A 25,486-nucleotide genomic window follows, 5' to 3' on the forward strand; every position below is an offset into this window, starting at 1 on the left:
ATGCACATGGAGTCTACGCCTAAACAAGTAATACGGGTCGAAATATGACTAGAAAAAGAAAAACATTACTCATTTCCATTGTGTTTTTCCTTATGATTACAGGCGTTCGAATAGTATGGATACATATGTATGCAACATTAGATAATCCTAGAGCAGTTCAAGGAAGGCTAGATCTGACGGATTGGAATATGACGAACCGTTCTGTCACTCTAAATGGGGAGTGGGAGTTCTACCCGAATACATTTCTGCGAGGAGATGCCAGTACTTCTAAATTTGAGGATACGACTAAGGAATTTATTACGGTTCCTGGTAATTGGTATTCCGAGGGTTCCCCTTACCAGCACCTGACCTATGGGTCCTATCGTTTACGCATTGCTGTTCAGCCTAATAGCATACCTATATGGGGTATTAGATTATCTAGTATTCCAGTATCTTCTGATTTATATATAGACGGACACTTGCTTGCACAGTCAGGTCAACCTGCAAAGAGCAAAGAACAATATACAGCCCGTATTATTCCCTATTCAGCTATCTTCAGCTCACAGAGTCATGAGCTTGAGCTTGTCATTCAAGTTGCCAACTATGATTCTCTTAGAAAAGGGGGGATTACAAGTTCTATTCAGTTCGGGAGTGCCGACGCTGTAGGTGAGAACGTACGCTTCTCGACAACAATGCAACTCATTCTTATTACGGTCTTGTTAATACATGCTCTGTATTCAGGGATACTATATGTGATGGGGAACCGACAAAAATTACTGCTTTATTTCTCATTGTTAATGGTCTCGGCCCTTGTTATGGTGCTGCTAGATGATGACAAATTAATGCTGTCATGGGTGCCTATGAGTTATGAATGGAATGTTAAGTTGATTGAATTGTCATACATCGGAATATCTATATTTCTGATTCAAACGCTTAAGTTTATGCTACTTGAATATAAAGACTATAAGATCTTTCGCTGGTTCACTCGATGTTGTGTGATGGCTGCCTTGTTTACAGTATTCACTCCGATTCAGTACACACAGTCTGCAAGCTTTTTGTATATCACGATTATACTGTTCTCTTTCTTCGCAACTTCAGTACTTTGCCTTCGTGCTGTAATCCAAGGGGGTGAGGATACACTATTTTTGCTTCTGAGTGCCATTGCTATTACAACGAATATCGTATGGGGAATTATCAAAAATATGGGATCGTATGAATTTAATTTCTATCCTGTCGATTTCATCTTAACTGTTATTATCTTTGCTTGCTATTGCTTTAGACGTTATTTCCGGGTTGTATCCGAAACAGAAATGTTAGCGGAGAAACTTCAGCTAGCAAATAAACGAAAAGATGACTTTCTCGCTAACACGTCTCATGAACTACGAAATCCACTTCATGGCATGTTGAATATTGCTCAGACTGTCCTTGAAAGTGATCGCCAGTCCCTAAGTAAGAAGGATACTAATCATATGCAACTGCTAGTCTCTTTAGGGAGGCGAATGTCCTTTATGCTCAACGACTTGTTGGATCTGTCGATACTTAAGGAGAAGGGCATAGCTATAGAGCTGACCTACGTGCGAGTTCAAGCTATTGCCGCAGGGGTGTTGGATATGCTTCGTTTTATGATTGAAGACAAGCCGGTCCGATTTATTATGTATATCCCGGATTCCTTTCCTCCAGTATTGGCCGACGAGAAGCGGCTTGTGCAGGTTCTATTCAACCTACTTCATAATGCGGTGAAGTTCACGAGCGAAGGGAGCATTACCATCGAGGCCGAGAATAAGGATGGCAAGGCTCATATTAGGATCACGGATACAGGAATCGGGATGGATGAAGAAGTACAGAAGAGAATATTTCAGCCCTACGAGCAAGCGGACTCCGGCATGACGGGAGTAGGGGGAGGCATTGGACTTGGATTAAGCATATGCAGGGAACTGGTGGAGCTCCATAAGGGTACACTGTCGGTACAATCCACGCCCGGCCAGGGATCTGTATTTATCTTGACCTTAGATATGGGTGACGAATATATTGAGGAACCAGAGCTTCAGCCTATATGGATAGATACCGTGAAGGAAGAGGCGCACTCGATATCGATAGCCTACGACTTGTCGGGCCCAGCAGGGGGTCTATCTAATATGTTAGATGTTACCCGGATACTGCTTGTAGATGATGACACCGTCAATCTAAATATATTGAAAGAGATCCTTCATGCTGAAGCATATTCTGTTGTTACAGCTACAAGCGGTAAAGAGGCATTATCTTTATTGGATCTGATAGATTGGGACTTGATTATTACTGACGTTATGATGCCGGAGATGTCCGGGTATGAACTATCTCGTATGATACGTGATCGCTTTTCAATTTCGGAATTACCTATTCTCTTTCTTACCGCACGAGGTCGGACAGAAGATATTGAAGCTGGATTCTTAGCTGGAGCTAACGATTATGTAATGAAACCGGTGGATGCTATGGAATTGAAAGCCAGAGTAAGAGCTCTAACATTATTGAAAAAATCGATTCGCGAACGGTTATCGATGGAGGCTGCATGCCTTCAGGCACAAATACAACCGCATTTTCTATTCAACACACTGAATTCTATTGCTTCACTTAGTGAATTTGATACGACCCGGATGCGCGCACTTTTGGAAGTGTTTGGTAACTATTTGCATGCAAGTTTTGACTTTCAGAACATAAATCGGCTTGTACCGCTTGCGCATGAACTCAGCTTAGTTCAATCGTATCTATTTATTGAAAAGGAACGCTTTGAAGAAAGACTACAAGTCATTTGGGAAGTAGATGATAGTCTGCCGCTATTTCTTCCCCCCCTTTCAATACAGCCATTAGTAGAAAATGCAGTGAAACATGGGTTGTTGGCTCGTGTCGAAGGTGGCGTTCTACATATTCGATTATCAGATCACGAGGACTACGCAGAGATATCTATTATGGATAATGGTGTAGGGATGGACGAGGTCGTACATAACCGAATGATCGAGCATGGTGTTGAAGTTGATGCGGGAATTGGTCTTCGTAATACGCACAGGCGGCTCAAGCAAATCTATGGCAAGGGTTTACGTATCGAGAGCAAGCCTGGTATGGGCACAACAGTCAGCTTTGAGATAGCGAAGAAGGTATCCGCACGGATGAAGAGTTAATTTACATGAAGTACTGTCAGAGGGCATGAGTGCCTTAAGCTGAGGGTGCTTTTTTCTTTGTACAATGGGATACTAGGCGGTGCGACAGACGAGAAGACGCGTAGAAGAGTGAATTAAATAATAAATATTGGCGAAAAAGCGTATATTTTCTGTGTATATTCAAGTGATACCATTAAGGGTAAATGAAAGTATAACGTTGTATATAAAGGAGTAGAGGTATGGACGTAGGTCGAGAGGAAATAGCCAGACGATATTTCGCCCCTATGCTCATTGTGCTTGCACTGATATTTATTGCAGGCTGCGGGACATCTGGAAGTCGCGAAGATTCTGCTAAGAATCTGAATAATAAGAGCGAAGTGAATCAACAGATTACACGATATACAGGTGAGAAGAGTAGGGAGATTTCAATGGTGTATACCGCTAAGCGGGAGCTGGCGCTTTCCTTTAACGGGATGGGTGATGCTGAGACCATGAAGAAACTATTAGATGAGCTAGATACCTATCATATTAAAGCAACCTTCTTTTTGCCAGGAATGAGAGTGGCGGAAGAACCAGACATCGCGAAAGACATCTTGGAGCGGGGCCATGAGATTGAGAATAACACGTTGAATGGGCTTGATATGAGCAAGCTTAGTTATGAACAAATTTATAGGGAAATTAAACTGAGTAATCAGGTTATTGCCAAAGAAACAGGCGTGACACCCAAGTATGTGCGGACCAAATCCGGTAATTTCTCCGATGATATACGCCTAGCGGCGGCGCATAATGGGATGGAAGCTGTAGTCAGCTACAATATCAATCCCAAGGACCGAGATATGAAGGACGCAAAGACCATAGGTGATTACGTGAAGAGGTATATCTCCAGAGGGGGGATTATCTCGTTAAACACCGATATTAACCCTGAAGTTATCTCTTCTATTAAGTATATTGCCGAGGCGGCAGATGAGATCGGGTACAAGCTAATCCCATTAGAACAATTGGTGGAGAATGGTGGTGTGAAAAAGCCATTGGAGCAAATTCCCGGTTACGATGCGGCTAGAATGAATCTTGACTATAAAGACGAGAAATACGAGCTTATTTATAAAGTGGACACGAATAAGAAGCAGGTTGCACTTACCTTTGATGATTGGGGAAGCGATAAAACGATAACAAAGATTCTGGATATATTGGCAGAACATGATGTGCTTGCGACCTTCTTTTTACGGGCGAAAGGTGTAGAGGCTAACCCAAATCTTGCGAGAGCTATGGTCGAGGGTGGGCATGATGTTGCAAATCATTCCTACAATCATCCGGTGGTCACTTCCATAACACCAAAGGAACTGCAGGAAGATCTCGTGAAAGCTCACCAAGTGATCACAGATGCGATTCAGGAACAGCCGGTGATGTTATTTCGTCCGCCGACTGGCGTTGTGGATGATGAAAGGGCAAAGGCCATCGCTGCTGCGGGATATCCCAACATTGCGATGTATGAAGTAACCGCATTGGATTGGGATTCCTCTAATAGTGCAGATGATATTGTCAACGATATTATGACGAAGTCGGAAAGAGGAAGTATCATTTTACTACACATGCTTGATGACATTCATACCATTGAGGCATTGCCAAGAATACTGGAAGGCATGAAGAGCAAAGGATTTACGTTCGTAAAAATGGCTGATTTGATCGAAGAGCAGTAGTCTATAAAAACGGGGAATGAATGATATGGAACTTTATGAAAGCATTGTTGAACGTCAAGAGAATATGGCTGTTATCGGACTTGGTTATGTGGGTCTCCCTATAGCTGTCGCTTTTTCAAAAAGGGTTAACGTGATTGGATTTGATATAAATGAGCAGAAGGTAAATGGATATCGTAATGGCATCGATGCTACGGGTGAGATGACGGATGTAGACATCAGAGACTGCTCCGTGGACTTCACTTCGGATGTAGAACAACTGAGTGGCGTGAAATTCTTCATTATAGCGGTTCCTACTCCTGTCCAAAGCGGAAATGTGCCGGACCTGAAATATGTCCAAAATGCCAGTCGAATTGTCGCCAAGAAACTGACAAAGGGCGCCTTCGTTGTGTTCGAATCAACAGTCTATCCAGGAGTGACAGAGGAGGTATGCATTCCTATTCTGGAAGAGGAATCGGGCCTACGGTGTGGCGAGGACTTTAAGGTTGGATATTCTCCAGAACGGATTAATCCGGGGGATACGGTTCATCGACTAGAGAACATCGTGAAGATTGTTTCTGGGATCGATAAGGAAGCACTGGAAACCATTGCGAAAGTGTACGAGCTAGTCATCGAAGCAGGAGTATATAGAGCGGAAAGTATTAAAGTCGCTGAGGCAGCGAAAGTCATCGAGAATGCGCAGCGGGATATTAACATCGCCTTCATGAATGAGCTTTCGATGTTGTTCAATCGAATGGGAATCGATACGAAAGAGGTTCTTGAGGCTGCCAGCACGAAGTGGAATTTTCTTGATTTCTCTCCGGGCCTTGTGGGAGGGCACTGTATCGGTATTGATCCATACTATCTAACGTACAAAGCGGAGGATATCGGTTATCATTCACAGATTATTCTTGCTGGCCGTCATATTAATGATGGAATGGGTAAATTTATTGCCCAGCATATTATTAAAATATTAGTCCGTCTGAAGCTTAATTTGAATCAAGCTAGAATCGGTTTACTAGGTCTGTCCTATAAAGAGGATTCCTCAGATATTCGTAATACGAAGGTTACCGATATTATTGAAGAGCTTCAGGAGTACGGAATCTACCCTATCCTCGTAGACCCGCTAGTAGATAAAGGACAGGTCTATTCGGAGTATGGACTTGAGATGTCTGAGCATTCGGATTTGAGCGGATTGAATGTTCTGATCGTTGCTGTTGCACATGAATCATTCACACAAATGAGCTTCGAAGATATTGACCGCATGTATAGCAAATATCAATCGAAGGTGTTGATAGATATCAAAGGCGTATATAACAAAGCTGAATTTGAGAGTCAGGGGTACTATTACTGGAGGCTATAATGAATAGATTGGGGAATCACAACCGTGATAAGAAGACAAAGGAAAAGGATTGAAGAGGTACTAACTTCTCCAAGGTCAGATAGACGAACATTATCCAATGTACCCGATCCTGAGAATATCAGGGTAACGCTTGATCGTAGGGGAATGCAGGAGCAGGATGCAACAACGGTTGACGCGGAGATGGACTCTGAGTATCTCAGCAAGTTGCGTATGCTTAGCTTAAGATATACGGCAGACTTTGAAGTCCTGATTGTTGCCAAAGGACAGAAGAAAAAGTCTGGCATAAAGGCGCGAGCCGTGGATATCTCTTCAACGGGGATATTGGTTGAGCTACAGAGGCCCATTGACGAATTAAAGGTTGAGGATACCGTGTCGATTCGATTCGATATTCCACCAGGTACGATGCCTGAAGGTTTTGAGTCGAAGGTAAAGACGGAGGCGGTGATCATCCGCAGATTTGACCACACGTTGGGGAATCAAGTGAAGCAGATGATTGCATTTGAATTTGTGAAACCTCTAACAGAATATTTTCAGAAGAAGCGATGGGGATACTCCGTGTATACAGCCAGTGGGTTGTTGTTTGTAGCTGTTGTATTAATCATGCTCATGCGCGCGGAGAGTATTATATATTTCAAATATAATTTGGTCCTGTACTTATACAGTCTTACAGCTGCGGCATTTCTACTAACACGTTATTTATTTGGTGCTTTATATCGGGATGTGCCGATTAATCCTGACTACATGCCAGGGGTATCGATTATTATTCCTTGTTTCAATGAAGAGGAATGGATTCACCGTACAATATTAAGTTGTATGAATCAGGATTATCCGATTGATAAGTTGGAGGTTATCGTTGTTGATGATCGTTCTACAGATAAATCGGTGGAGCAGATAGAGAAGACTATCGAGATGATTCATAGAGAAGCAGATCGGTACTTGACGAAGGAACGCTTGAGAATGCACGTGTTGACGGAAAATGGAGGCAAACGGGTAGCCCTTGTTAAGGGCGTAGAAATGGCGAAGCATGATCTAGTTGTATTTGTTGATTCGGATAGCTTTCTGGACCCGATGGCAATTAAGCATCTAGTTCAGCCCTTTCAGGACCCCCGCATGGGTGGTGTTGCCGGTCGAACAGATGTAGAGAATAAATACACTAACTCGGTAACTAAGTTGCAGACCGTCAGATATTATATTGCTTTTCGGATTATGAAGGCGGCTGAATCGTGGTTCGATAGTGTAACCTGCTTGTCCGGTCCATTATCATGTTATCGCAAAGAGCTGATTGAGAAGCATACCCATGCTTGGCTTAATCAGAAATTTCTGGGACAACCGGCCACCTTTGGTGATGACCGAAGTATGACGAACTTTATTTTGAGAACGCATCGTACGGGGTATCAGGACCGGGCAATCTGTTCGACTATTGTTCCCTCAGATATGGGGATTTTCTTGAAACAACAAATGAGATGGAAACGCTCTTGGCTTCGTGAATCGCTCATTGCTGGAAGTTTTATCTGGCGCAAGGAACCCTTCATGACACTATTCTTTTATATTGGACTTATCGTACCTATCGCTGCGCCTGTTATCGTGCTGTACAACTTGGTGTATGTACCGCTTATGTACCATGTGTTTCCGGGTACATTCCTGATGGGATTATTGCTCATGGCGATGCTGATGAGTCTCGCACATCTATTATTACGTAAGAGTAAACTATGGATTTTTGGATTGGTATTCTGTATCTTCTATGAATTCATACTGTTATGGCAAATGCCTGTCGCGTGGGTTACCTTCTGGAAATCGACTTGGGGAACGCGAGAAACACCTCAGGATATTGAAGCCAGAAATAAAAAAGAAGCAAGAAAGAACAAAAACAAGAAACGCGGACTGCCTCTTTAAGTCCATTATTGATGAATTTATATAAGTGAGGATGGCAGAAATGACCAAAGAAAAGCGAAGTTCTGCCCTGAATTATCGCCGCAAAGATCGAAAAAAAGTCATGAAGACCATCATACAAGCTGCGATGTTGCTAACTGTGGGCATATTGTTATTTCAAGTTATATTTAATGTAAAAGATTACGCTGAGCCCGTGAAGTCGACGTGGACGAATCATGAGGGCTTTATCGCTTTATCTTATTTTGGCGTAGATCGCACGGGAACTCCAAAATTGGTGGCAAAGAAGCAACTAGATCAACAGTTAAAGGCGTTGTATGATCAAGGGTATTCGACGATATCACAACAAGATGTGATGGATTACTATCAGTTGGGGAAGGCACTGCCTGATAAGGCTTTGTTTCTATCCTTTGAGGATGGACGCAACGACTCAAGTTTATTTGCTCAGCCACTACTGGAGAAGTATAACTTCAAGGCAACGTTCCTCTCTTATGCTAACAAGGTGGGAAATAGTGATCGTAAATTTCTGCAGCCCAAAGATATGCTGAAGATGATGAGGACGGGCTATTGGGAACTCGGTTCCAACGGTTATCGTCTTACGTATATCAATGTGTTTGATAAAGAGGGTCGCTATATTGGTGTTAAGGATGAGAATCAATTACGTAATAAGGAGAACGTGGAGTATTATAATCATTATTTGATGGACTTCATTAGGGATGAGAACATGATTCCGCTGGAAAATCGAGATGAAATGACATCGCGAATCAACATGGACTACCAACAAATGAATGATATTTATATGGATACATTGGGTTTTGTGCCGAATGTATATATGATTATGCATGCAAATACGCTGTATGAAGGAATGAATCGGTTAGTCTCTGATGTGAATGATGTAAATATTCAGCGTATCTTTAATATGCATTTCAACCGTGAAGGAAATATGTATAATGATAATCAACAGAACCTTTTTGATCTAACTCGAGTGCAGCCAGAGCCTTACTGGTATACGAACCATCTATTAATGAAGGTTGAGAAGGACACTCAGCAGCGTGTTCAGTATATCCACGGTGATGATAAGCGCGCAGAACAATGGAAGCAAATCAGCGGTGCAGCTGAATATATAGATAGTCGAATTGCACTGACGTCACAAGAAGCAGGAGAAGGGAAGATCTACTTAAACGAAAGCGAGCAGTTACAGGATATTAAACTTACAACTAAGCTTACTGGAAATTTAGTAGGGAAGCAGCATATCTATGTTCGCTACGATAGGAAGAAGGATTCTTACATCCGTGTTTCTCTGGACAATAACGTGATCTATGTGGATCAGAAGAAGCTGGGACATGCAGTTGAGCAAATCTTCACCCGTGAATTGGATGCTGTAGAATGGCGTTCGGAAGACCTTGCCTTCGATAAGGCTACCGTGTATACACAAGAGCAGACATCAAGTGGCGAACTATCCTCGAAGGATGCATATCCAGTCAATGTTCAGCAGACAAGAAATCTTGAAATTACAGTTCAAGGGGATAAGCTTGATGTCAGTGTGGATAAGGAACCGATGCTAAATCAACAGATTATCGATAACACGATAGGAACAGGTGGCGTGGCACTTGGTTCAGAATATAACGAGCAGAATAAGAAAGATGATATCTACGATGGTGTATTCGATGACTTGAAGGTTGAGTCATTGCATGGAAATGACCATACGTCAGTCGTGTTCAACAGTAAGGTAACGGGTCTCAAGGCGATAGTAACCCAAATTCAAAAGGCAATTAGCACTTCGATAGACTGGGCGATTGATACCTTCTAATTGGAAGGGAGGGGCAAAGCGGAAGGTGTATAAGTTGATTGCTAGGAATAAATGGTTAGTTATTGCTTCTATTTTGATCATCGTATTCATAATGGCAATGTTTAAGGGGCTCTCGGGTAATACGTCTCATGTGGAAGTGAAGCCGACGAAGGTGGAACCTAATCCAGCGTTATCGACATGGGTTGTAGATTGGCAGTGGAAGTCAGGTATGGATGATCTTCGGAGTATTTCGAGTGGGCTGACCAACGTTCAAGTATTCGCAGCTTATTTCGATGAGATGGATCATCTATATTTCACAGATCAAATAAATGAAGCAATGCCAGCCATATTCGATACTTTGAAGGAAAGTGGGCTGGCTGATGTAGATCTGACATTGGTGAATGACCGCTTGAATCAAGATGGTACGGGGGTTCAGAAAGATCCGGACTTGATCACAAGACTTATGGCGACAGACAAGAGTCGAAGCAAACATATCGATGAAATTGTAGATACGCTCACGAAGTATGATTTCGGTGGTGTGGAAATTGACTACGAGAAGATCAAGGACAGTGACTGGCGTAACGTCTGCGACTTTTACACTGAATTGTATCAAAGGTTACATGCGATGGACAAAACGCTTAGAATCGTGTTGGAATCCAGAATGCCTATTGAGAAATTAGCACTTCCTAAAGGGCAAACTTACGTTATGATGGCGTACAATTTATACGGAACTCACAGCGGACCTGGGCCGAAGGCAGATCTAGCATTTATAACCCAACTCGCGGCTAGAATGGATCAATTGCCTGGGGAGAACATTATCGCTATATCTGCCGGGGGATTTGACTGGGCAGATCAGGGAAAGGTGACCGCACTGACGGAGAAGCGGGCATCGCAATTATCCCTAAAGAGTGTAAATCCTCCAAAGCGTGATGAGGCTAGCGGGAGTATGTATTTTGACTATATCGATGACGACCTAGCCAAGCATACCGTGTGGTATGCCGATGAGGTGACATTATCTCAGTGGATGAGCACGTTACGGCAAAGTGGATACCCCAAAATTGCAATATGGAGACTAGGCGAACTTGGAGAGGAAACACTGCAACAGTTGAACCGTTGGGTGCAATAGATCCTTCTGTTATTACAATAACGGAAATAGGAAAAAGAAAAAGCTCCAGTACCTATAGGTCTGGGGCTATTGGCTGTTCAGATAAGATGGATCGTTAAGCTAGGTGCACCAGGGCGTGAGGATCCATCTTATTAAAGGTAATCACTCTTCTAGGCTTTGACTGTCTTGACCGCAAGATCCACCTGATTATTATTAATTGTTAGTGTTGCATCATAATAACCCCGACCACAACCGGCAGAATTGCATTTACATTTGTAAGCCCCTGAGCATCCACATACGTAAAATTTGGTCTTTGTGAAGCCAGGATAGATATTATTTAGGTTCTCATAAAAAGTATGGGCGTGGTGAGTGAAAATACCCAAGACTTTGTCTCTCACATTGGAAGGAATGGCCCTAAAGAAATTATCCGTCTCCTGCTGACTTAGAACATGGGTGGGATCTACGGTAATGCCTTTAACCTTCAGAGGCCAATGACAATCGATAATATAGTAATAATTAGGGCTCAACGATTTGAGCAGGCTTATACTTGCATAGCTGAACTTTCCAGGTGCATTATCTAGCCAGACATATTTCACTTTACCATTCGTTCCTGGGAAATTCATTTGTCCATGAACCGGGCCTAAATATTTAGTGAACAAGGCCCTAGTGTTATCTTCCCAATTCCCTATAGATGCCTTATAGGGTATCTTTTTCGGTCCTAAATTTCGTGTGACGGTATCTTTGAATGCTTTATAATCGGCTTCAGCAGCTGTACCAACAGACCCGTGCTTATTATCGCCCCCAAAGATAACAAACTTCTTGTTTCCGGATGCGACTGCTTTAGGTAGCAAGCCTTTGAATATGCTCAGACTATTCGCGTAGCCGACATGACTATCGCCGACAACTGCAAAGTTGACTCTTTGAGTAGTGGATTTACGTATTATTGAGGTAGTCTTTCTTTGTGGTATCAATTTCAATAGGGGTCACCCTTTCGTTACTTCTAAATGGTATACAAATATATATATTCAGAATGAAACGGCTGTTCTTGGGTGTAATAATACGTTAAATAAAACTTAATCCCGACAATATCTATAGGAAAAATAAATATTGATTGACAAGGCATCATTTTATGAATAATATGATAACTAATCACAAACCTATTGGAATCGACTGGACAGCCAGAGATTCAACGAAAGCGCGGAGTATGCGTTTCGTTGAGTCTCTTTTTTTTTCTAATTTTGGCGGAGGAGGCACCGTGATTCTCAACAACATTATTGTCGAGAATCATGAATCCCTGGTAGGTCCTTATTGATTTCGAGAAAGTTTGGTCACACAAAAAAACCAGCTCAAGGCAAAGTGAAATTAGAAATTTCCTTGCCACGAGCAAAGAGAAAAGGATGGTATACATATGAAAAAGATTACTATATCTTTGGTTACAGCTGCATTGGTCTTCTCGGGTCTGACTTACGTCTTGGTATCCGCAAATAAAAAGCCAGCAGACGCAGCAACAATTCAAAAGAGTAGCAATGCAGAAGTATTTACAACAACGGCAGTAGCAACGAAAGAAGTAGCACCGGTTGCTGTTCAGACGGAGACTGCACAAGCTGCGACAGTTGAAAAGGTTCAACCAGATGTTTCAACATCAAGTGTTGAAATATCCTCGCCAGTGGCGCCAACAACTGAAGTTTCCACAGCGGTGGAAACAACCCCAACTGCGCCAGTAGCAGCTCAGTCGAAAGTAGCTGTAGTAGATTTAGCAGGAGGCACGCAGGTGAAAGCAACTGCGACTGAAGTATCTTCGTCGGTAAAACCACGATCCCAACCTGTAACATCGGTGCCTGCAACAACACCTAATGCAAGCGTAACAGCTAAGGTTGCTCAGCCAACACCAGCCCCTGTCGTAGCGTCCCAACCGAAAGAAAAGGTGGCGCAAGCAGCACCTTCTAAATCGATAACGTTCTCCACAACTGAGGTGGTTAAAGCTTCCGCACCGGCACCTAAGACTTCTCAACCGGAGATAACAACATCCTCATCATCATCATCATCGTCATCGTCAAACGATAAATCCCCTGCTGCAGCGCCCGAAGAAACAGTTAAAGAACCAGCACCAGCACCAGCGGCTGACGAAGAAGTTTGTCCTTAATGATATAAATTCAACTAAAGTCGAGCCCCCATACTCATGATTTTCTTTAGAAATGATTGAACTCATGAGCGCAGACTTTAGTTCAATATGTATAGCACAAAATTCGTTCTACAGGTTCGAAGTTTGACCCATCACATAAGACAATTTAAGTCGAGGTGCACATAATGATAAATGTATTTAAATCCAAGAAAATTCTAACGCTGCTTCTGGCAGCTTCGCTAACTGTCCTTCCAACCCAAGCGGGCAGAGCCAATGCAGATGCCAATTCTGATGTCGCAGAGGCTTTAACGAACATTTCCGCTTCAGGGGGAGTAAGCCACTTTGATTATTTCAAACATGTATACAAGCAATTGAAAAATACTAACCATGTGTTTAAAACAGCAACTTATGAGGATATCGTTAATCTGTTTGAGAGCGAAGGAACATATGCTGTTCTGGTTGGTGGCGCGTGGAGTGAGAATACTCAAGCTGATATTGGATATATCAATGAGGTTGCGAAGGAAAATGGGATATCTACTATTTATAACTTTGATACGAAGTTAGATGGGGAGACACTCCAAATTACAGATAGCAGTAATAAATTTGCTTACAAGTACGTTGATTTAGTCAATAAGTATTTGAAAAATTTAAATTACTCTCCTAAAGCTATTTCGGAGAACGTCAGCTATGTCAACAAGAGCGGGGTTACAGTAACGGCTCCGAAAATTGAATCTCCGTTTCTATTGGTGTACAACAAGGATCATAAGGATGCGCAGGGAAATCTTACGCCTGTCGTTAGCTATCTCGATAAGAGCTATTCCCAGGATGATTTCTTAACCAATGGCAAACTTGATTCTGAGAAAGTGTCAGATTACAAAGCATCGGTAAAACAGGTGCTTGGCTCGGCTCCGAGATACGATACTATTAATGAGTCTTCCTATATTAAAGCGGCATTTAATAAGAATTATGAGGGAGAGAACGCAGGTAAACCAACGATTTTCAATGAATCGGATGGCGACCTTGTCTACGAACATGTGACCTATCACCAGCTGAAGCAAATTGTGGTCAGTGAAGGCAATTATGCTATCTTGTTCGGAGGTTCTTGGTGCCCGAATACACAAGCGGTTATTAAATATATTGACGCTTATGCGAAGAAACACAATGTTGATAAAGTCTACTTCTTCGATACGAAGCTTGACTCAGGTGTGACTGTTGCCGAGCCGAACAATAACAGTGGCACAAGTGGCAGTGCTAACCCGCATAATAACAATGAGCTTCAGATCCGAACTACAAACCATCCCTATGCTAAGTTGTATGTGGATCTGGTCAAAACTTATTTAACGAATATCAAGACAGAGAACAATACAGCTGCCAAACCTTCATTCATCAGTTATGTGGATGAGTTAGGTAACACAATTACAGGAGATAGACTTCAGGTTCCATATCTGTTTACGTATAACAAAGACAATAAGGATGCGGATGGAAATAATGCTCCTATCCTAGGACACGTGGAATTGATGTATTCATGGACGAACATTCAACCAGAATATCCACAAAGCGGTTACTCGAATGGTGCGAGATACAATTTCGCCACCATTGCTCTGGATAAGATCTTTGCCAGACTAGAGGCTATACCGACTGGGCTTACAAGCCTAGCCCCAACTTCAGCTGTAAATAATGACGGCCAAATTACAGGCACGAGTCCAGCTTTGGAATACAAGCTTGTGGGAAGTGAACTGTATACATCGGTAACAGGGTCATCGATTACAGGACTTGCACCAGGTACTTATAGTGTGAGATATGCCGCTACAGCGGGATATCAAGGCCCTACTACACCAGTAGGACCTGCTGCTATTCCTTATAATCCGGGCGCAGCAGTGAATATCGTAGTACCTTCGTATGTAGGACAACAACCTGCACCAACTGGACTTGTTGGTGTAGCCCCAACTTCAGAGGCGAACGATGATGGTCAAATCACGGGGGCTAATGAAAGGTTAGAATATAGACTTATTGGAGAAGCGACATATAAGTCTGTAACAGGTACATCTATTCAAGGCTTGGTACCAGGTTTTTATAATGTGAGATATGCTGCTACAGAAGGAAATATTGCAGGGGCAGATACAAATGTTGAGGTCCCAGCCTATGGAGAACAAGCAGTTCCAACCGGATTAGTAGGTGTAGCACCAACCACCGCAGCTAATAATGATGGGAAAATTACAGGAACTACTCCAAGCTTACAATACAAGCTTTCCACCGTTACTGATTATGTGTATGCAACAGAGCAAGAAACTACCGGACTGATTCCTGGCATTTATAATGTGAGATTTGCGGCTAAAGAAGGACACAATGCGAGTGAAGCGGTAGACGTAGTTGTTCCAGCATATACCGCAGAACTGGCTGAGCAAGCAGCACCGACAGGTCTAAGAGGGGTTGCACCTACCTCATCAGCCAACAATGATGGAAGAATTACAGGTACAACGGCAGCATTGGAATATAGGCTGACCACAGTTACGAAATATGTGTATGCAACAGAGCAAGAAACCCTAGGGTTAGTACCGGGCACTTATCTTGTAAGGTTCGCAGCCAAAGAGGGTTACAAGCCAAGCCCAGTAACCAACGTTATTGTTCCAGTATTTGTTCCTACTTCTAACAATAACAATCCATCAGGGGGCGGAACTGTATCAAGCGGTTCTTCATCGAATGGATCTACAACGGCAAGCACGAAGTCGGTTACGACAACGATAGGAAATATTACAACTACGGTAGCAGCGGCAACGACTACCATTGATAAGACTACAGGGGTAAGCACAGCATCCATTGCCAAAGATGTCGTGGCAAGTTTTGTTGCTCTTGCCACAACAGCTGAAGTAGCTGGGAACAAAGCTGTCTTAGAAATTAAAGTTGAAGCCACGACACTAACCAAAACGGCTGAGCTTAGCATACCGAGAAGCATATTTAACGAATTAGCCTCCGGTACGAATGCTGAAATTATCATCAATTATGGGAATGTCGGTACGATTACGCTCGATGCCAAATCCATTGCGAGTATAAGTGCAGCTGCTGATACGGGAGATATTACCATCAGAATTGCCAAGGTATCGTTAACCGAGGAAGGCAAGGCGGTACTCGGTGACAGACCGGTATATGACTTGTCGGTTATAGCTGGTAAGAGTAATATTACTACCTTTGGCGGAGGTAGTGTTCACATCAGTGTACCGTATACACTACAAGCAGGCGAACAACAGAACGCTGTTATTATCTATCATATTAATAGCGCTGGAACTTTAGAGAACGTACGCGGTCGATATGACGCAGCCAAGGGAACCGTTGATTTCGTAACAACACACTTTTCCCAATATATCATTGGATATAATAAAGTAACTTTTGCAGATGTTCTGGATGCTTCATGGTATAGTCGTGCAGTCGATTTCCTCGCAGCACGCAGTATCACTTCTGGTACGGATGCCAATCATTACAATCCGAATGCAACGGTAACAAGAGGACAGTTCATCGTCTTATTATTGAAGGCTTATGGCATAGTCCCTGACGACAACGTCACGGATAACTTTACGGATGCAGGTAATACGTATTACACGAATTATTTGGCGACTGCGAAGCGTCTGAAGATAGCAACGGGTTCTGGTGTTAATGAGTTCAATCCAGATGATCAAATCACACGTCAGGAGTTATTTACACTCTTGTACCGTGCCCTTGACGTACTGGGTGAATTGCCAACAGAGAAGACGGCAGTAACGATCTCGAGCTTCAGCGATACAGGAAAGATTGCTGGTTATGCTAAAGAAGCACTTCAAGTACTAGTAGAAAGAGGCATAGTGACAGGAACGAGCAATAAGCTCAATCCGCAAGAAGTGACTACAAGAGCCGAAGCTGCACAAGTGATTTACAATCTGCTATCAAGATAAACTTGCGGTAGCGTAGCTATAATGGGTGGCCCACGGGCCACCCATTTTCTATTTGCGAATTCTAAAGTAATAGATGGCTATACTTCCATACTTAGGTATGTGTTCAAAAAGGAAAATAAGCACAAGCCCCAGTATCTTTAGGTCTGCGACTGGTGCTTTCTTACTTGTGATAGTGCTTCTTTAATGACTTTCTTGTAATAAAAGACGGATAGGATTCCGAAGACCCAATACCATATGATCACTCCATCTTGTAATTTATTCACGATTTGTTAAGTTCAAGATATTGATAGGGTGTTGTCTATCATTGAATAAAGTAGCGATATTTACGATGAAATGACCTCATTGTAGAGCATTGAACGATGGGTTTATTGGAATAGCAACAAGATGCAAATGAATAGATTATGTGTGCATCTTGAGAAGTATCCGTTATTATAAGAGGGATATAAATGACATGTGATAGATGCGCAGCACACAAGAGTAAGAATGGTATTGCACAAAGAGGGGGTAGCATATGAATATACTCATTATTGAAGACGATCCCAGCATCCAAGTGTTGCTTAAATTAAGTTTGGAAGTTGAAGGATACCAACCGAAGGCTGTAGGATCTGTAGCTGCAGGATTGACAGAGCTTGAGTCCGGGCATACGGATATCATATTACTTGATCTCATGTTACCTGATCGTTCCGGATTCGAACTTCTTCAGATACTTCAACGACAGTATAAGACGGTTCCAGTCATTGTCCTCACCGCTAAGAATGAAATGAATGACAAAATATTAGGATTTCAGCTTGGAGCAGATGATTACCTAACGAAGCCTTTTGAGACACGCGAACTCATTGAACGTATTAAGGCAGTTATGCGGCGCATGAAAGTGGTCGTGTCTACCGAAGTCATTCAGATTGGACCTATTGAGATTGACAAGCGCGAGCGTTCCTGTAAGATTGCCGGTCAACTCCTTAAAACGACGAGTAAAGAGTTTGATTTCATGTGGCTGTTATGTGCGAATCCGAAGAAGGTGTATACCCGTGAGGATCTGCTAGATCAGGTCTGGGGATACGATTATTATGGTCATACACGCTCCGTGGACATGATGGTGAATCGTCTTCGGGAGAAGATGAGACCCAATGAGCATTTGGTCGCCACCGTACATGGTTCAGGCTATAAGCTGGAGGTATAGCGTATGGGGCTACGTAATAAAATGTTTATCCAACATGCCGTTACAATCGTTATGTTGCTCACGGCGATGTATTATATTGTGAATTATACACTTGATAAGAGCATGATCGAACGTGATACCCAGACGTTAAGTCAGTATTCTGCCCTGCACCGGATTGAGGCTTTGAAGATTGTGAGTGATAAGAAAATCAACATTGAAGAATTATTCTCCGGTACGTATGCTCCTTTTATTGCCTCACATCTAGCTTCGAACAGCAACTTCCAAGTACAGTTGTTCGCATTAGATGAGACGATTGTCGGTAGTAGCAGTGATAAGGAGAATTTGCTCAAACGTAACGACATTAAGATAGCACTTTCTGGGAACACAACGACGGTCATCACCGCTGGAGAAGGCACGCAATATCTCATCTATTCTGTACCCTTCTGGTATGAAGGGAAGATGGTGGGGGGATTTCGTTATTTGTTGGACCTTCAGGAGAATATAGATACACTTCACCAGATGCGTAGATGGTTTATAGGAGCGGCTATAGGCTGTTTGATCTTCTCACTTTTGGCCAGCTATTCCTTTTCATCATTTTTGGTGAAACCTTTGCATGTGTTACAGCAGGCACTTAAGTCAGTATCGATCGGTGATTTCAGCAGAAAGATAGAGGTGAGCAGTCGGGACGAAGTAGGGGATTTGGCTAAGGACTTCAACCATATGTCGGATGCGCTGCAACATCACATTGAAATGCTGCATTATGAACAAGGGAAACAGAAGGCCTTTTATGATAATATCACCCATGAGTTAAAGACACCGCTCACTTCCATTATTGGGTTCTCTGATTTAATGGCAAGAATGAACCGGACAGAAGATATACAAGAGTGTAATAGTTACATCCGTAAAGAGAGTACACGCTTATTAACGATGGTTGAGGAACTCCTACATACATCACTTAAAGGTGATGAAGCCTGGCGCATCATACTTGAACAGGCTGATTTGGGATCCATTATTACGGACAGCTTACGTATCCTTCAGCCGACACTTAAGAAATCAACGATATCTACCATGGTGAAGATCTCACCTTGTACCGTATATTTGGATCCAGAACGAACCCAGCAGGTGCTATTTAACGTGATTGATAATGCCATTAAGCATAGCGAATGTACACAGCTTCATATTGAGCTTACGGATCATGAACACTATGGTCTGGTTTGTATTGTAGATAATGGGAAGGGAATATCACAACAGGATCAGCAGATCGTATTTCTGCCCTCGGCTGAGAAACAGGACCGCGTCATCACGAACGAATCACACGGATTAGGATTGCCTATCTGCAAGCAGTTTATGGAACTGCAGGGCGGAAGTATCGTCATCAACAGTTCGGAGGGTCAAGGGACGGAAGTTCAGCTACGATTCCCTAAGAATTTAAAAAATGTAAGCGCTGTTACAAAAGTGATACAAATCTAAAATTTTTCTGATATATGTGGAGGTTAAAGTAAATGCCAGAGGATATGAAAGGGCTTTCATGGTTTCGCCTGATCCTGTTACAAGTCATTGTGGGTAGTCTGTTAATCGGTATTTGCTCCTACGTCTTTCGTACGCCTGTTGACGTTGTACATATTGTACCTCCTCAACAGGATAGTCTCGACCGTGTTGCAGGAGTTCCTATGCGCGTGGATATTACATATCCAGGCCTAGGGACCCTCTCCATTGAGGATCCGAAGGAACTGCTGAAATTGAAATCTTCTTTCTCCGGCCTATTATCCGCAGGTACTCAGCGTAAACAGAACCAGGTTCCGCGGTTGCTGTTGACAGGAACGATGGCCTATTTGGATCAAGAAGATATTCCGTTTCAGGTGGAGACCAATGCATTTCGCTTCGGTGAGAGCTTGGTCAATTCACTCAATGTGAGCGCTAATATCCGTAAGCTGCAAAGTACACTCATCGATAAGATCCTAACTACGGGGACCATTGGATCCGCAGTGGAGAACAAGAAGAACGAAGTGTTCTCGCTTCAGCAGGGTGTACTTACGGCTCTCTCTCAACAAGAGAGACAGGAATTAACGTCACAGATCGCGGCAGCGGCGCGCATTATCGATTTCAGCCATTTTGATGACTTGCAACAACCGCCAGACACACACTTTGTCATTCAACTTACGAGTGACTATCGAGCGAAGAAGCACTGGATTCACTTGGATCGATATGACAGTGCCTACATTGTGGTGTATGACCTTCTGGATGAGACGAACCAAAGAGCCTATTTCAAGTTAAACGATACCTCATATTGAAATTGAAGGGATGGTTTAATCTATGGCAAGAAGTAAAAAGAGTAGTAGCTCGGCCATCATATTGTCGGTCATAGTGATTGTATTGGTAGCGGGGTTCTTTATGTTCAAATCCGGCATATTTGGTGGTAAAGAGAAACAGAAAATCACCGTATATTCCATCTTCCAAGAGGAAGAAGCACGTAAATTGCTAGATAAATTTAAAGCTGAAACCGGTATTGATTATGATATTCTTCGCTTGCCAAGTGGTGAAGCGGTGTCTCGTGTACAGAACGAAATGTCGAATCCACAAGCAGACTTTCTGATGGGTGGACCAGCAGATTCTCACCAAGTGTTGAAGGAAGCAGGTTCACTAGAAGCTTATGTTTCTCCGAATGCTTCCGATATTCCTGACAATATGAAGGACAAAGAGGGGTTCTGGACAGGATTCTATCTTAACCCCATTGCGATTGGTATTAATGAGGAACGTTGGAAGGATAAATATGGTACATATCCATATCCTGAGTCCTTTAAGGACTTACTCGATCCTAAATTCAAAGGCGAGATCGGTATGTCTGATCCAGCAACATCAGGTACAGCTTATACAGCAGTAGCCTCATTAGCCCAAGTATGGGGTGATGATGAGATGTTGAACTACATGCAGCAGTTGCTACCGAACTTGAAGGAAAGACCGAAGTCTGGTATTGAACCGATTCAGAAAGCTGCCAAAGGCGAATATACCATTGGTGTGACTTTCCTAGGTGACCAGTTGAAGATCAAAAACCAAGGCAATCCGATTGTGAGTGTCGTACCAGAAGCTGCAGGTTATGAAGTTGGCGCATTATCCATTGTAAAGGGTGGCCCTAATACAGAAGCGGCAAAGAAACTGATGGATTATATGCTTACAAATGAACCAGGTGAGTTGTATACGCAATCAGCATACGCTGTATCCGTTAAAGCATCTGTACCGATTCCAGAAGGTGGTATCGATATTAAAACTACGAAATACAACGATGCCTATGATTTGTTGAAAGCTGCTTCCCAACGTAAAGAATTGCAAAGTGCATTGAAAGATTTGAAATAAAAGAGCCACTGGGGTATTACGCATGGCTATGAATGGTCAGGCTAATGCCCTTTAATTGGATAGCAGAAAGGTGGGAGTCGCCCCCTATGAAAGAAAAAAAAGGCATTGGGGAGTCGATCAAGAGGCTCTTCAAAGATCCATCGTCACTCGTACTTGTACTGACCAGTTTTGCATTTCTTATTCTGTTTGTCATTTATCCGCTCATAGTTGTTGTGTTTACATCAGGCTTTGATAATTGGGCAACATTCTTTAGTAAACCACGTTATGCCAGAGCGTTATTAAATACGATAGTCAGCTCGTCGTTATCTGCACTTACAGCAACCGTGTTCGGATTCATATACGCGTATGCGATTCATTACAGTAACATCAGGGGGAAGAAATTCTTCCGATTTATTGCCTTTATTCCGTTATTAGCTCCTTCGGTCATGAGTGGATTAGCATTCCTGTTACTTTTCGGGCGCGGCGGTATGATCTCTCAATGGTTAAATACCAATTTCAATTTCGAACTTGATCTGTATGGACTTCCAGGTCTATGGATTGTTCAGACCATTTCCTACTTCCCGCTGGCCTATATGACCATAACGGGTGTGTTGCGAGCCATATCACCGAATCTGGAGATTGCAGCGCAGAATCTTGGAGCAAGAGGCTTTAAATTGTTTCGTACCATTACGCTCAAACTTGCACTTCCAGGAGTTATTAATGCTTTCTTGCTTGTTGCGATTAACTGTTTCGCTGACTTCGGGAATCCGAAGCTGATTGGTGGTAACTATTCACTTCTAGCTGTTGAAATTTACGGGGAGATCATTAATAACGAAGCAGGACTTGCTTCTGTTATGGGGATTATCCTAGTGATTCCTGCACTGATTGTATTTTGGGTTCAAAATAAGGTTTTATCCAAAGGTTCCTATTCTACGATTACCGGTAAGCCGGTATCCGGTTTGAAACGGATCACAACATCGAAGAAGACAGATGCTTTACTCTTTACATTTAACAGCTTGATTTCACTGTTCATTATTTCGATGTTTGCGATTACGATTCTATTTGCCTTTACGAAAAACTTCGGCCGAGATAATACGTTCACACTGGATCACATTATGAAGGTAGTATTTAGTTCATCCAGTCCAGCTGTATTGAACAGCTTAGTATTATCGTTAATCAGTGCCGTGCTGGCAGTTGCATTTGCTCTAGTTCTCGCCTATATCGTTGTTCGCAAACCTTTCCCAGGTAAAAGAATACTCGATTTCAGCGCGGTTCTACCGATAGCACTTCCAGGAACATTCGTGGGTCTTGCTCTGATTGTTGCTTTTAGTAATGGTCCGATCGTCTTACAAGGATCTGCGGCGCTCATAGTCATTGCGATGTTACTCAAACAGATGCCTGTTGGGTATCGCGGATTGACCGCATCCTTTAAACAAGTGGATAAATCGATCGAAGAAGCAGCCAACAATCTGGGTGCGAATAGCCGTAAGACGCTGACAACGATTGTATTTCCAATGCTGCAAAAAACCGTCGTAGCGAACTTTGTCTATGCGTTTATGAAAAATATGAATACATTAAGTACAATTATTTTCTTAATCACCCCGAAATGGGTTGTTGCCGCCGTGGCGATCTTTAACTACGCCGAAACAGGAACCTACTATTGGGCAGCAGCTGTAGCTGTCGGGTTGATGGGTACAACACTAGCTACACTTGGCGTGATCAAGTTGATCTTCCGATCTAAAGTGAAAATATTTGATTTCTAATGATAGAAAAAGGAGTGGGCACGATGGAATCCAACATACTACTAGATCTAAAAAATGTGAATAAAGTGTTCGGTAATAACCACGTCCTGAAAAATATAAACTTACAGATTGAACGAGGGAAGTTCATCACCTTCCTAGGTCCGAGCGGCTGCGGCAAGACAACATTACTTCGGTCTATCGCAGGTTTCTACACGGTCGACGAGGGTGAGGTATGGATTGATGGGAAGCTAGTGAACGACTTGCCGCCTTACAAACGGGGTACGCCGATGGTGTTTCAGGAATATGCACTCTTCCCGCATATGACGGTATTTGATAATATTGCCTATGGGCTAGATATTAAGAAACGACCTGAAGCGGAAGTGCAACAACGAGTTAAGGATGTTATGGCTCAGGTTAAATTAACTGGACTTGAAGAGCGTTATCCCCATGAAATGTCAGGGGGTCAACAGCAACGTGTAGCGATGGCCCGTGCCCTAGTCATGAACTCACCGATTATTCTTCTGGATGAGCCGCTCAGTAACCTTGATGCTAAATTACGTGAAGAGGTACGGGTTGAACTACGTGCTATTCAGCAGGAGCTTGGACTCACCGTAATCTATGTAACACATGATCAGTTGGAAGCTTTATCGATGTCAGATCAGATCGTGGTCTTTAATAAAGGGGCGATAGATCAATACGGTACACCGCATGAAATTTACTATGAACCACGTACGCAATATGTAGCTGACTTTATTGGGACTACTAATTTCATAGAGGCAGTAGTTATGCAAAATAAAGGTGGTAAGGCGATAGTTCGCTATGGTCAAGCGGGAGATAACGTTACGATTGCTACGGACGAGAAGTTGACGGAGGGTGAGGAAGTTCTTCTGAGTGTTCGCCCAGAGTCATTACGTCTAAATCAGCCTGAAGTGGGAGAGTTTCACGTCTTCGGAGTCGTCAAATCGTCGATGTTCCTAGGGGAGAAGGAGCGATACTTCTTAGCTGATCAGTCCGGGAAGGAATGGATTGTGGATGCCTATGATATTGGTCAGAAGACTTTTGAAGGTCAAGTCCAAATGAGTGCAGCGGCTGATAAAATCCATATTATAAAAAAGAATAAAGAATAAAGAATAAAGAATAAAGAATAAACTGAAATAGTAGCTCGAAAAAGGAGAACAATCGTTTTCCTTTTTTGGCGTATATGAAGGAAGAAAAAAAGGGCGGCTATAGGCTTAGTAAACGGGAGGGGACATGTGATTTGAGAAGTAGAAGCATAATTATTACGATGGTAGTAGCAGCCGTTCTTGTTCTTATATTGTATTATCCCGGTAAGCAAAGCAATCAGCCGCTCAAGGTATATGTGATTTTTCAGGAGGATGAGGCACGTATTCTACTGGAGAAATTTAAGAAAGAGACCGGTCAGTCCTACGAGGTCATTCGGATGTCGGGTGGAGAGGCGAGTTATCATCTGTTGCAGATGAATAAGACGGGTATTGATGTCGTCCTCGGGGGACCGGCTGACCTTCATGAGCAGCTTAAGAAGAATGGGAAATTAATTCGATATTCATCGCGTATGGTTGATAAGATACCTGGAATATACAAAGATAAGGACGGTTACTGGACCGGAATGTATATGGGTGCACTGGCCATCGGTGTGAACGAGCAAGTATGGAAGCAGGATCCTTTGCTTGCGACTTTAGCGCTGCCGGAGCGATATGAAGACCTGCTAAGGCCAGAGCTCAAGGGGAAAATAGAAATTCCCGATCCCGAAACTTCTGGAACGGGATATACATTACTAGCTTCACTTGCGCAGGAGCGCGGTGAGGAGAAGGCTGTTGAACTTATGCACGCACTAAAGATACAAAGTTCGTCGACGACATTCTCCGGAATTAGCTCTGCACAGCGACTTGCAGTAGGAGAGGTCGCTGCGGTCGTTAGCTTCATGGGAGATCAGCTTCGCTTCACGAATTCAGGATATGCCATTTATTCTTCTATCCCTCCGCAGGCAGGTTGGGAGATTGGGGCTGTATCCATCTTGAAGAGTGGAGATAATAAGGCTGCTGCGAAGCAACTCGTGGATTTCGTGCTGTCGAGCGATGCACAGACAGATTACATGAATTCAGCTTTCTCTTTACCTGTGCTTCCCAACATTAAGGTCCATCCATTGCTTGCTTCTGTTAAGCTGGAAAAGTTGCTGACGACATACCGCTTCGACATCGCTGCTGAGCACCGGGATACCCTGCTCTCAAGGTGGCGCGTCGTGAATGAACATTAGAGCTGCGATTG

General features: G+C 43.0%; 16 protein-coding genes. 15 read left to right on the forward strand and 1 reads right to left on the reverse strand.

Annotated features, from left to right (window positions below):
* Positions 1-44: 44 nt before the first annotated feature.
* The 6 genes from BW961_RS16760 to BW961_RS16785 all read left to right on the forward strand — a co-directional run bounded on the left by BW961_RS16760 (position 45) and on the right by BW961_RS16785 (position 10,948).
* The gene (locus tag BW961_RS16760) at positions 45-3,131 is read left to right on the forward strand and encodes an ATP-binding protein (RefSeq protein WP_068588826.1); all 3,087 of its coding nucleotides are present in this window, start codon (positions 45-47) and stop codon (positions 3,129-3,131) included.
* A 218-nt stretch (positions 3,132-3,349) separates the two neighbouring features.
* A complete protein-coding gene (locus tag BW961_RS16765) occupies positions 3,350-4,807 on the forward strand; it encodes a polysaccharide deacetylase family protein (RefSeq protein ID WP_068588823.1) in 1,458 nt (485 codons plus the stop codon).
* 25 nt (positions 4,808-4,832) lie between these two features.
* Positions 4,833-6,146, forward strand: a complete 1,314-nt coding sequence (locus tag BW961_RS16770) for a nucleotide sugar dehydrogenase (protein ID WP_068588821.1) — start codon at positions 4,833-4,835, stop codon at positions 6,144-6,146.
* A 24-nt stretch (positions 6,147-6,170) separates the two neighbouring features.
* On the forward strand, positions 6,171-8,039 hold the full coding sequence (locus BW961_RS16775; RefSeq protein WP_082867593.1) for a glycosyltransferase family 2 protein: 1,869 nt from the start codon (positions 6,171-6,173) through the stop codon (positions 8,037-8,039).
* A gap of 40 nt (positions 8,040-8,079) precedes the next feature.
* A complete protein-coding gene (locus BW961_RS16780; protein ID WP_068588814.1) occupies positions 8,080-9,843 on the forward strand; it encodes a polysaccharide deacetylase family protein in 1,764 nt (587 codons plus the stop codon).
* Between the two features lie 25 nt (positions 9,844-9,868).
* Positions 9,869-10,948, forward strand: a complete 1,080-nt coding sequence (locus BW961_RS16785) for a glycosyl hydrolase family 18 protein (protein WP_244555983.1) — start codon at positions 9,869-9,871, stop codon at positions 10,946-10,948.
* 149 nt (positions 10,949-11,097) lie between these two features.
* Here the strand turns inward: BW961_RS16785 and BW961_RS16790 are convergent, their stop codons facing one another.
* Positions 11,098-11,904, reverse strand: a complete 807-nt coding sequence (locus BW961_RS16790) for a metallophosphoesterase (RefSeq protein WP_068588811.1) — start codon at positions 11,902-11,904, stop codon at positions 11,098-11,100.
* 431 nt (positions 11,905-12,335) lie between these two features.
* On the opposite strand from BW961_RS16790, the gene BW961_RS16795 reads away from it, so the two are divergent.
* From BW961_RS16795 to BW961_RS16835, 9 genes are all read left to right on the forward strand, one after another.
* Positions 12,336-13,070 carry a hypothetical protein gene (locus tag BW961_RS16795; protein WP_068588808.1) on the forward strand — a complete coding sequence of 245 codons (735 nt, stop codon included), beginning with the start codon at positions 12,336-12,338 and terminating at the stop codon, positions 13,068-13,070.
* A gap of 164 nt (positions 13,071-13,234) precedes the next feature.
* Positions 13,235-16,972 carry an S-layer homology domain-containing protein gene (locus tag BW961_RS16800; RefSeq protein ID WP_068588805.1) on the forward strand — a complete coding sequence of 1,246 codons (3,738 nt, stop codon included), beginning with the start codon at positions 13,235-13,237 and terminating at the stop codon, positions 16,970-16,972.
* 511 nt (positions 16,973-17,483) lie between these two features.
* Positions 17,484-18,149 carry a response regulator transcription factor gene (locus BW961_RS16805; protein WP_068588802.1) on the forward strand — a complete coding sequence of 222 codons (666 nt, stop codon included), beginning with the start codon at positions 17,484-17,486 and terminating at the stop codon, positions 18,147-18,149.
* Positions 18,150-18,152: 3 nt separating this feature from the next.
* Positions 18,153-19,598 carry a sensor histidine kinase gene (locus BW961_RS16810; protein WP_068588799.1) on the forward strand — a complete coding sequence of 482 codons (1,446 nt, stop codon included), beginning with the start codon at positions 18,153-18,155 and terminating at the stop codon, positions 19,596-19,598.
* A gap of 32 nt (positions 19,599-19,630) precedes the next feature.
* Positions 19,631-20,419 (forward strand): DUF3919 family protein, encoded by a 789-nt coding sequence (locus BW961_RS16815; RefSeq protein WP_068588796.1) that lies wholly within the window; start codon positions 19,631-19,633, stop codon positions 20,417-20,419.
* Between the two features lie 22 nt (positions 20,420-20,441).
* Positions 20,442-21,479: an ABC transporter substrate-binding protein gene (locus BW961_RS16820; protein ID WP_068588791.1), complete on the forward strand. Its 1,038-nt coding sequence runs from the start codon at positions 20,442-20,444 to the stop codon at positions 21,477-21,479.
* Between the two features lie 86 nt (positions 21,480-21,565).
* Positions 21,566-23,221, forward strand: a complete 1,656-nt coding sequence (locus tag BW961_RS16825; RefSeq protein ID WP_068588786.1) for an ABC transporter permease — start codon at positions 21,566-21,568, stop codon at positions 23,219-23,221.
* Between the two features lie 23 nt (positions 23,222-23,244).
* Positions 23,245-24,327 carry an ABC transporter ATP-binding protein gene (locus BW961_RS16830; RefSeq protein WP_068588783.1) on the forward strand — a complete coding sequence of 361 codons (1,083 nt, stop codon included), beginning with the start codon at positions 23,245-23,247 and terminating at the stop codon, positions 24,325-24,327.
* A gap of 131 nt (positions 24,328-24,458) precedes the next feature.
* Complete coding sequence (locus BW961_RS16835) at positions 24,459-25,475, forward strand: extracellular solute-binding protein (protein WP_068588780.1); 1,017 nt, start codon at positions 24,459-24,461, stop codon at positions 25,473-25,475.
* Positions 25,476-25,486: the final 11 nt, after the last annotated feature.

Origin of the sequence: Paenibacillus macquariensis, assembly GCF_900156375.1 — a bacterium.
Taxonomy (GTDB): Bacteria; Bacillota; Bacilli; order Paenibacillales; family Paenibacillaceae; genus Paenibacillus_AQ; species Paenibacillus_AQ macquariensis.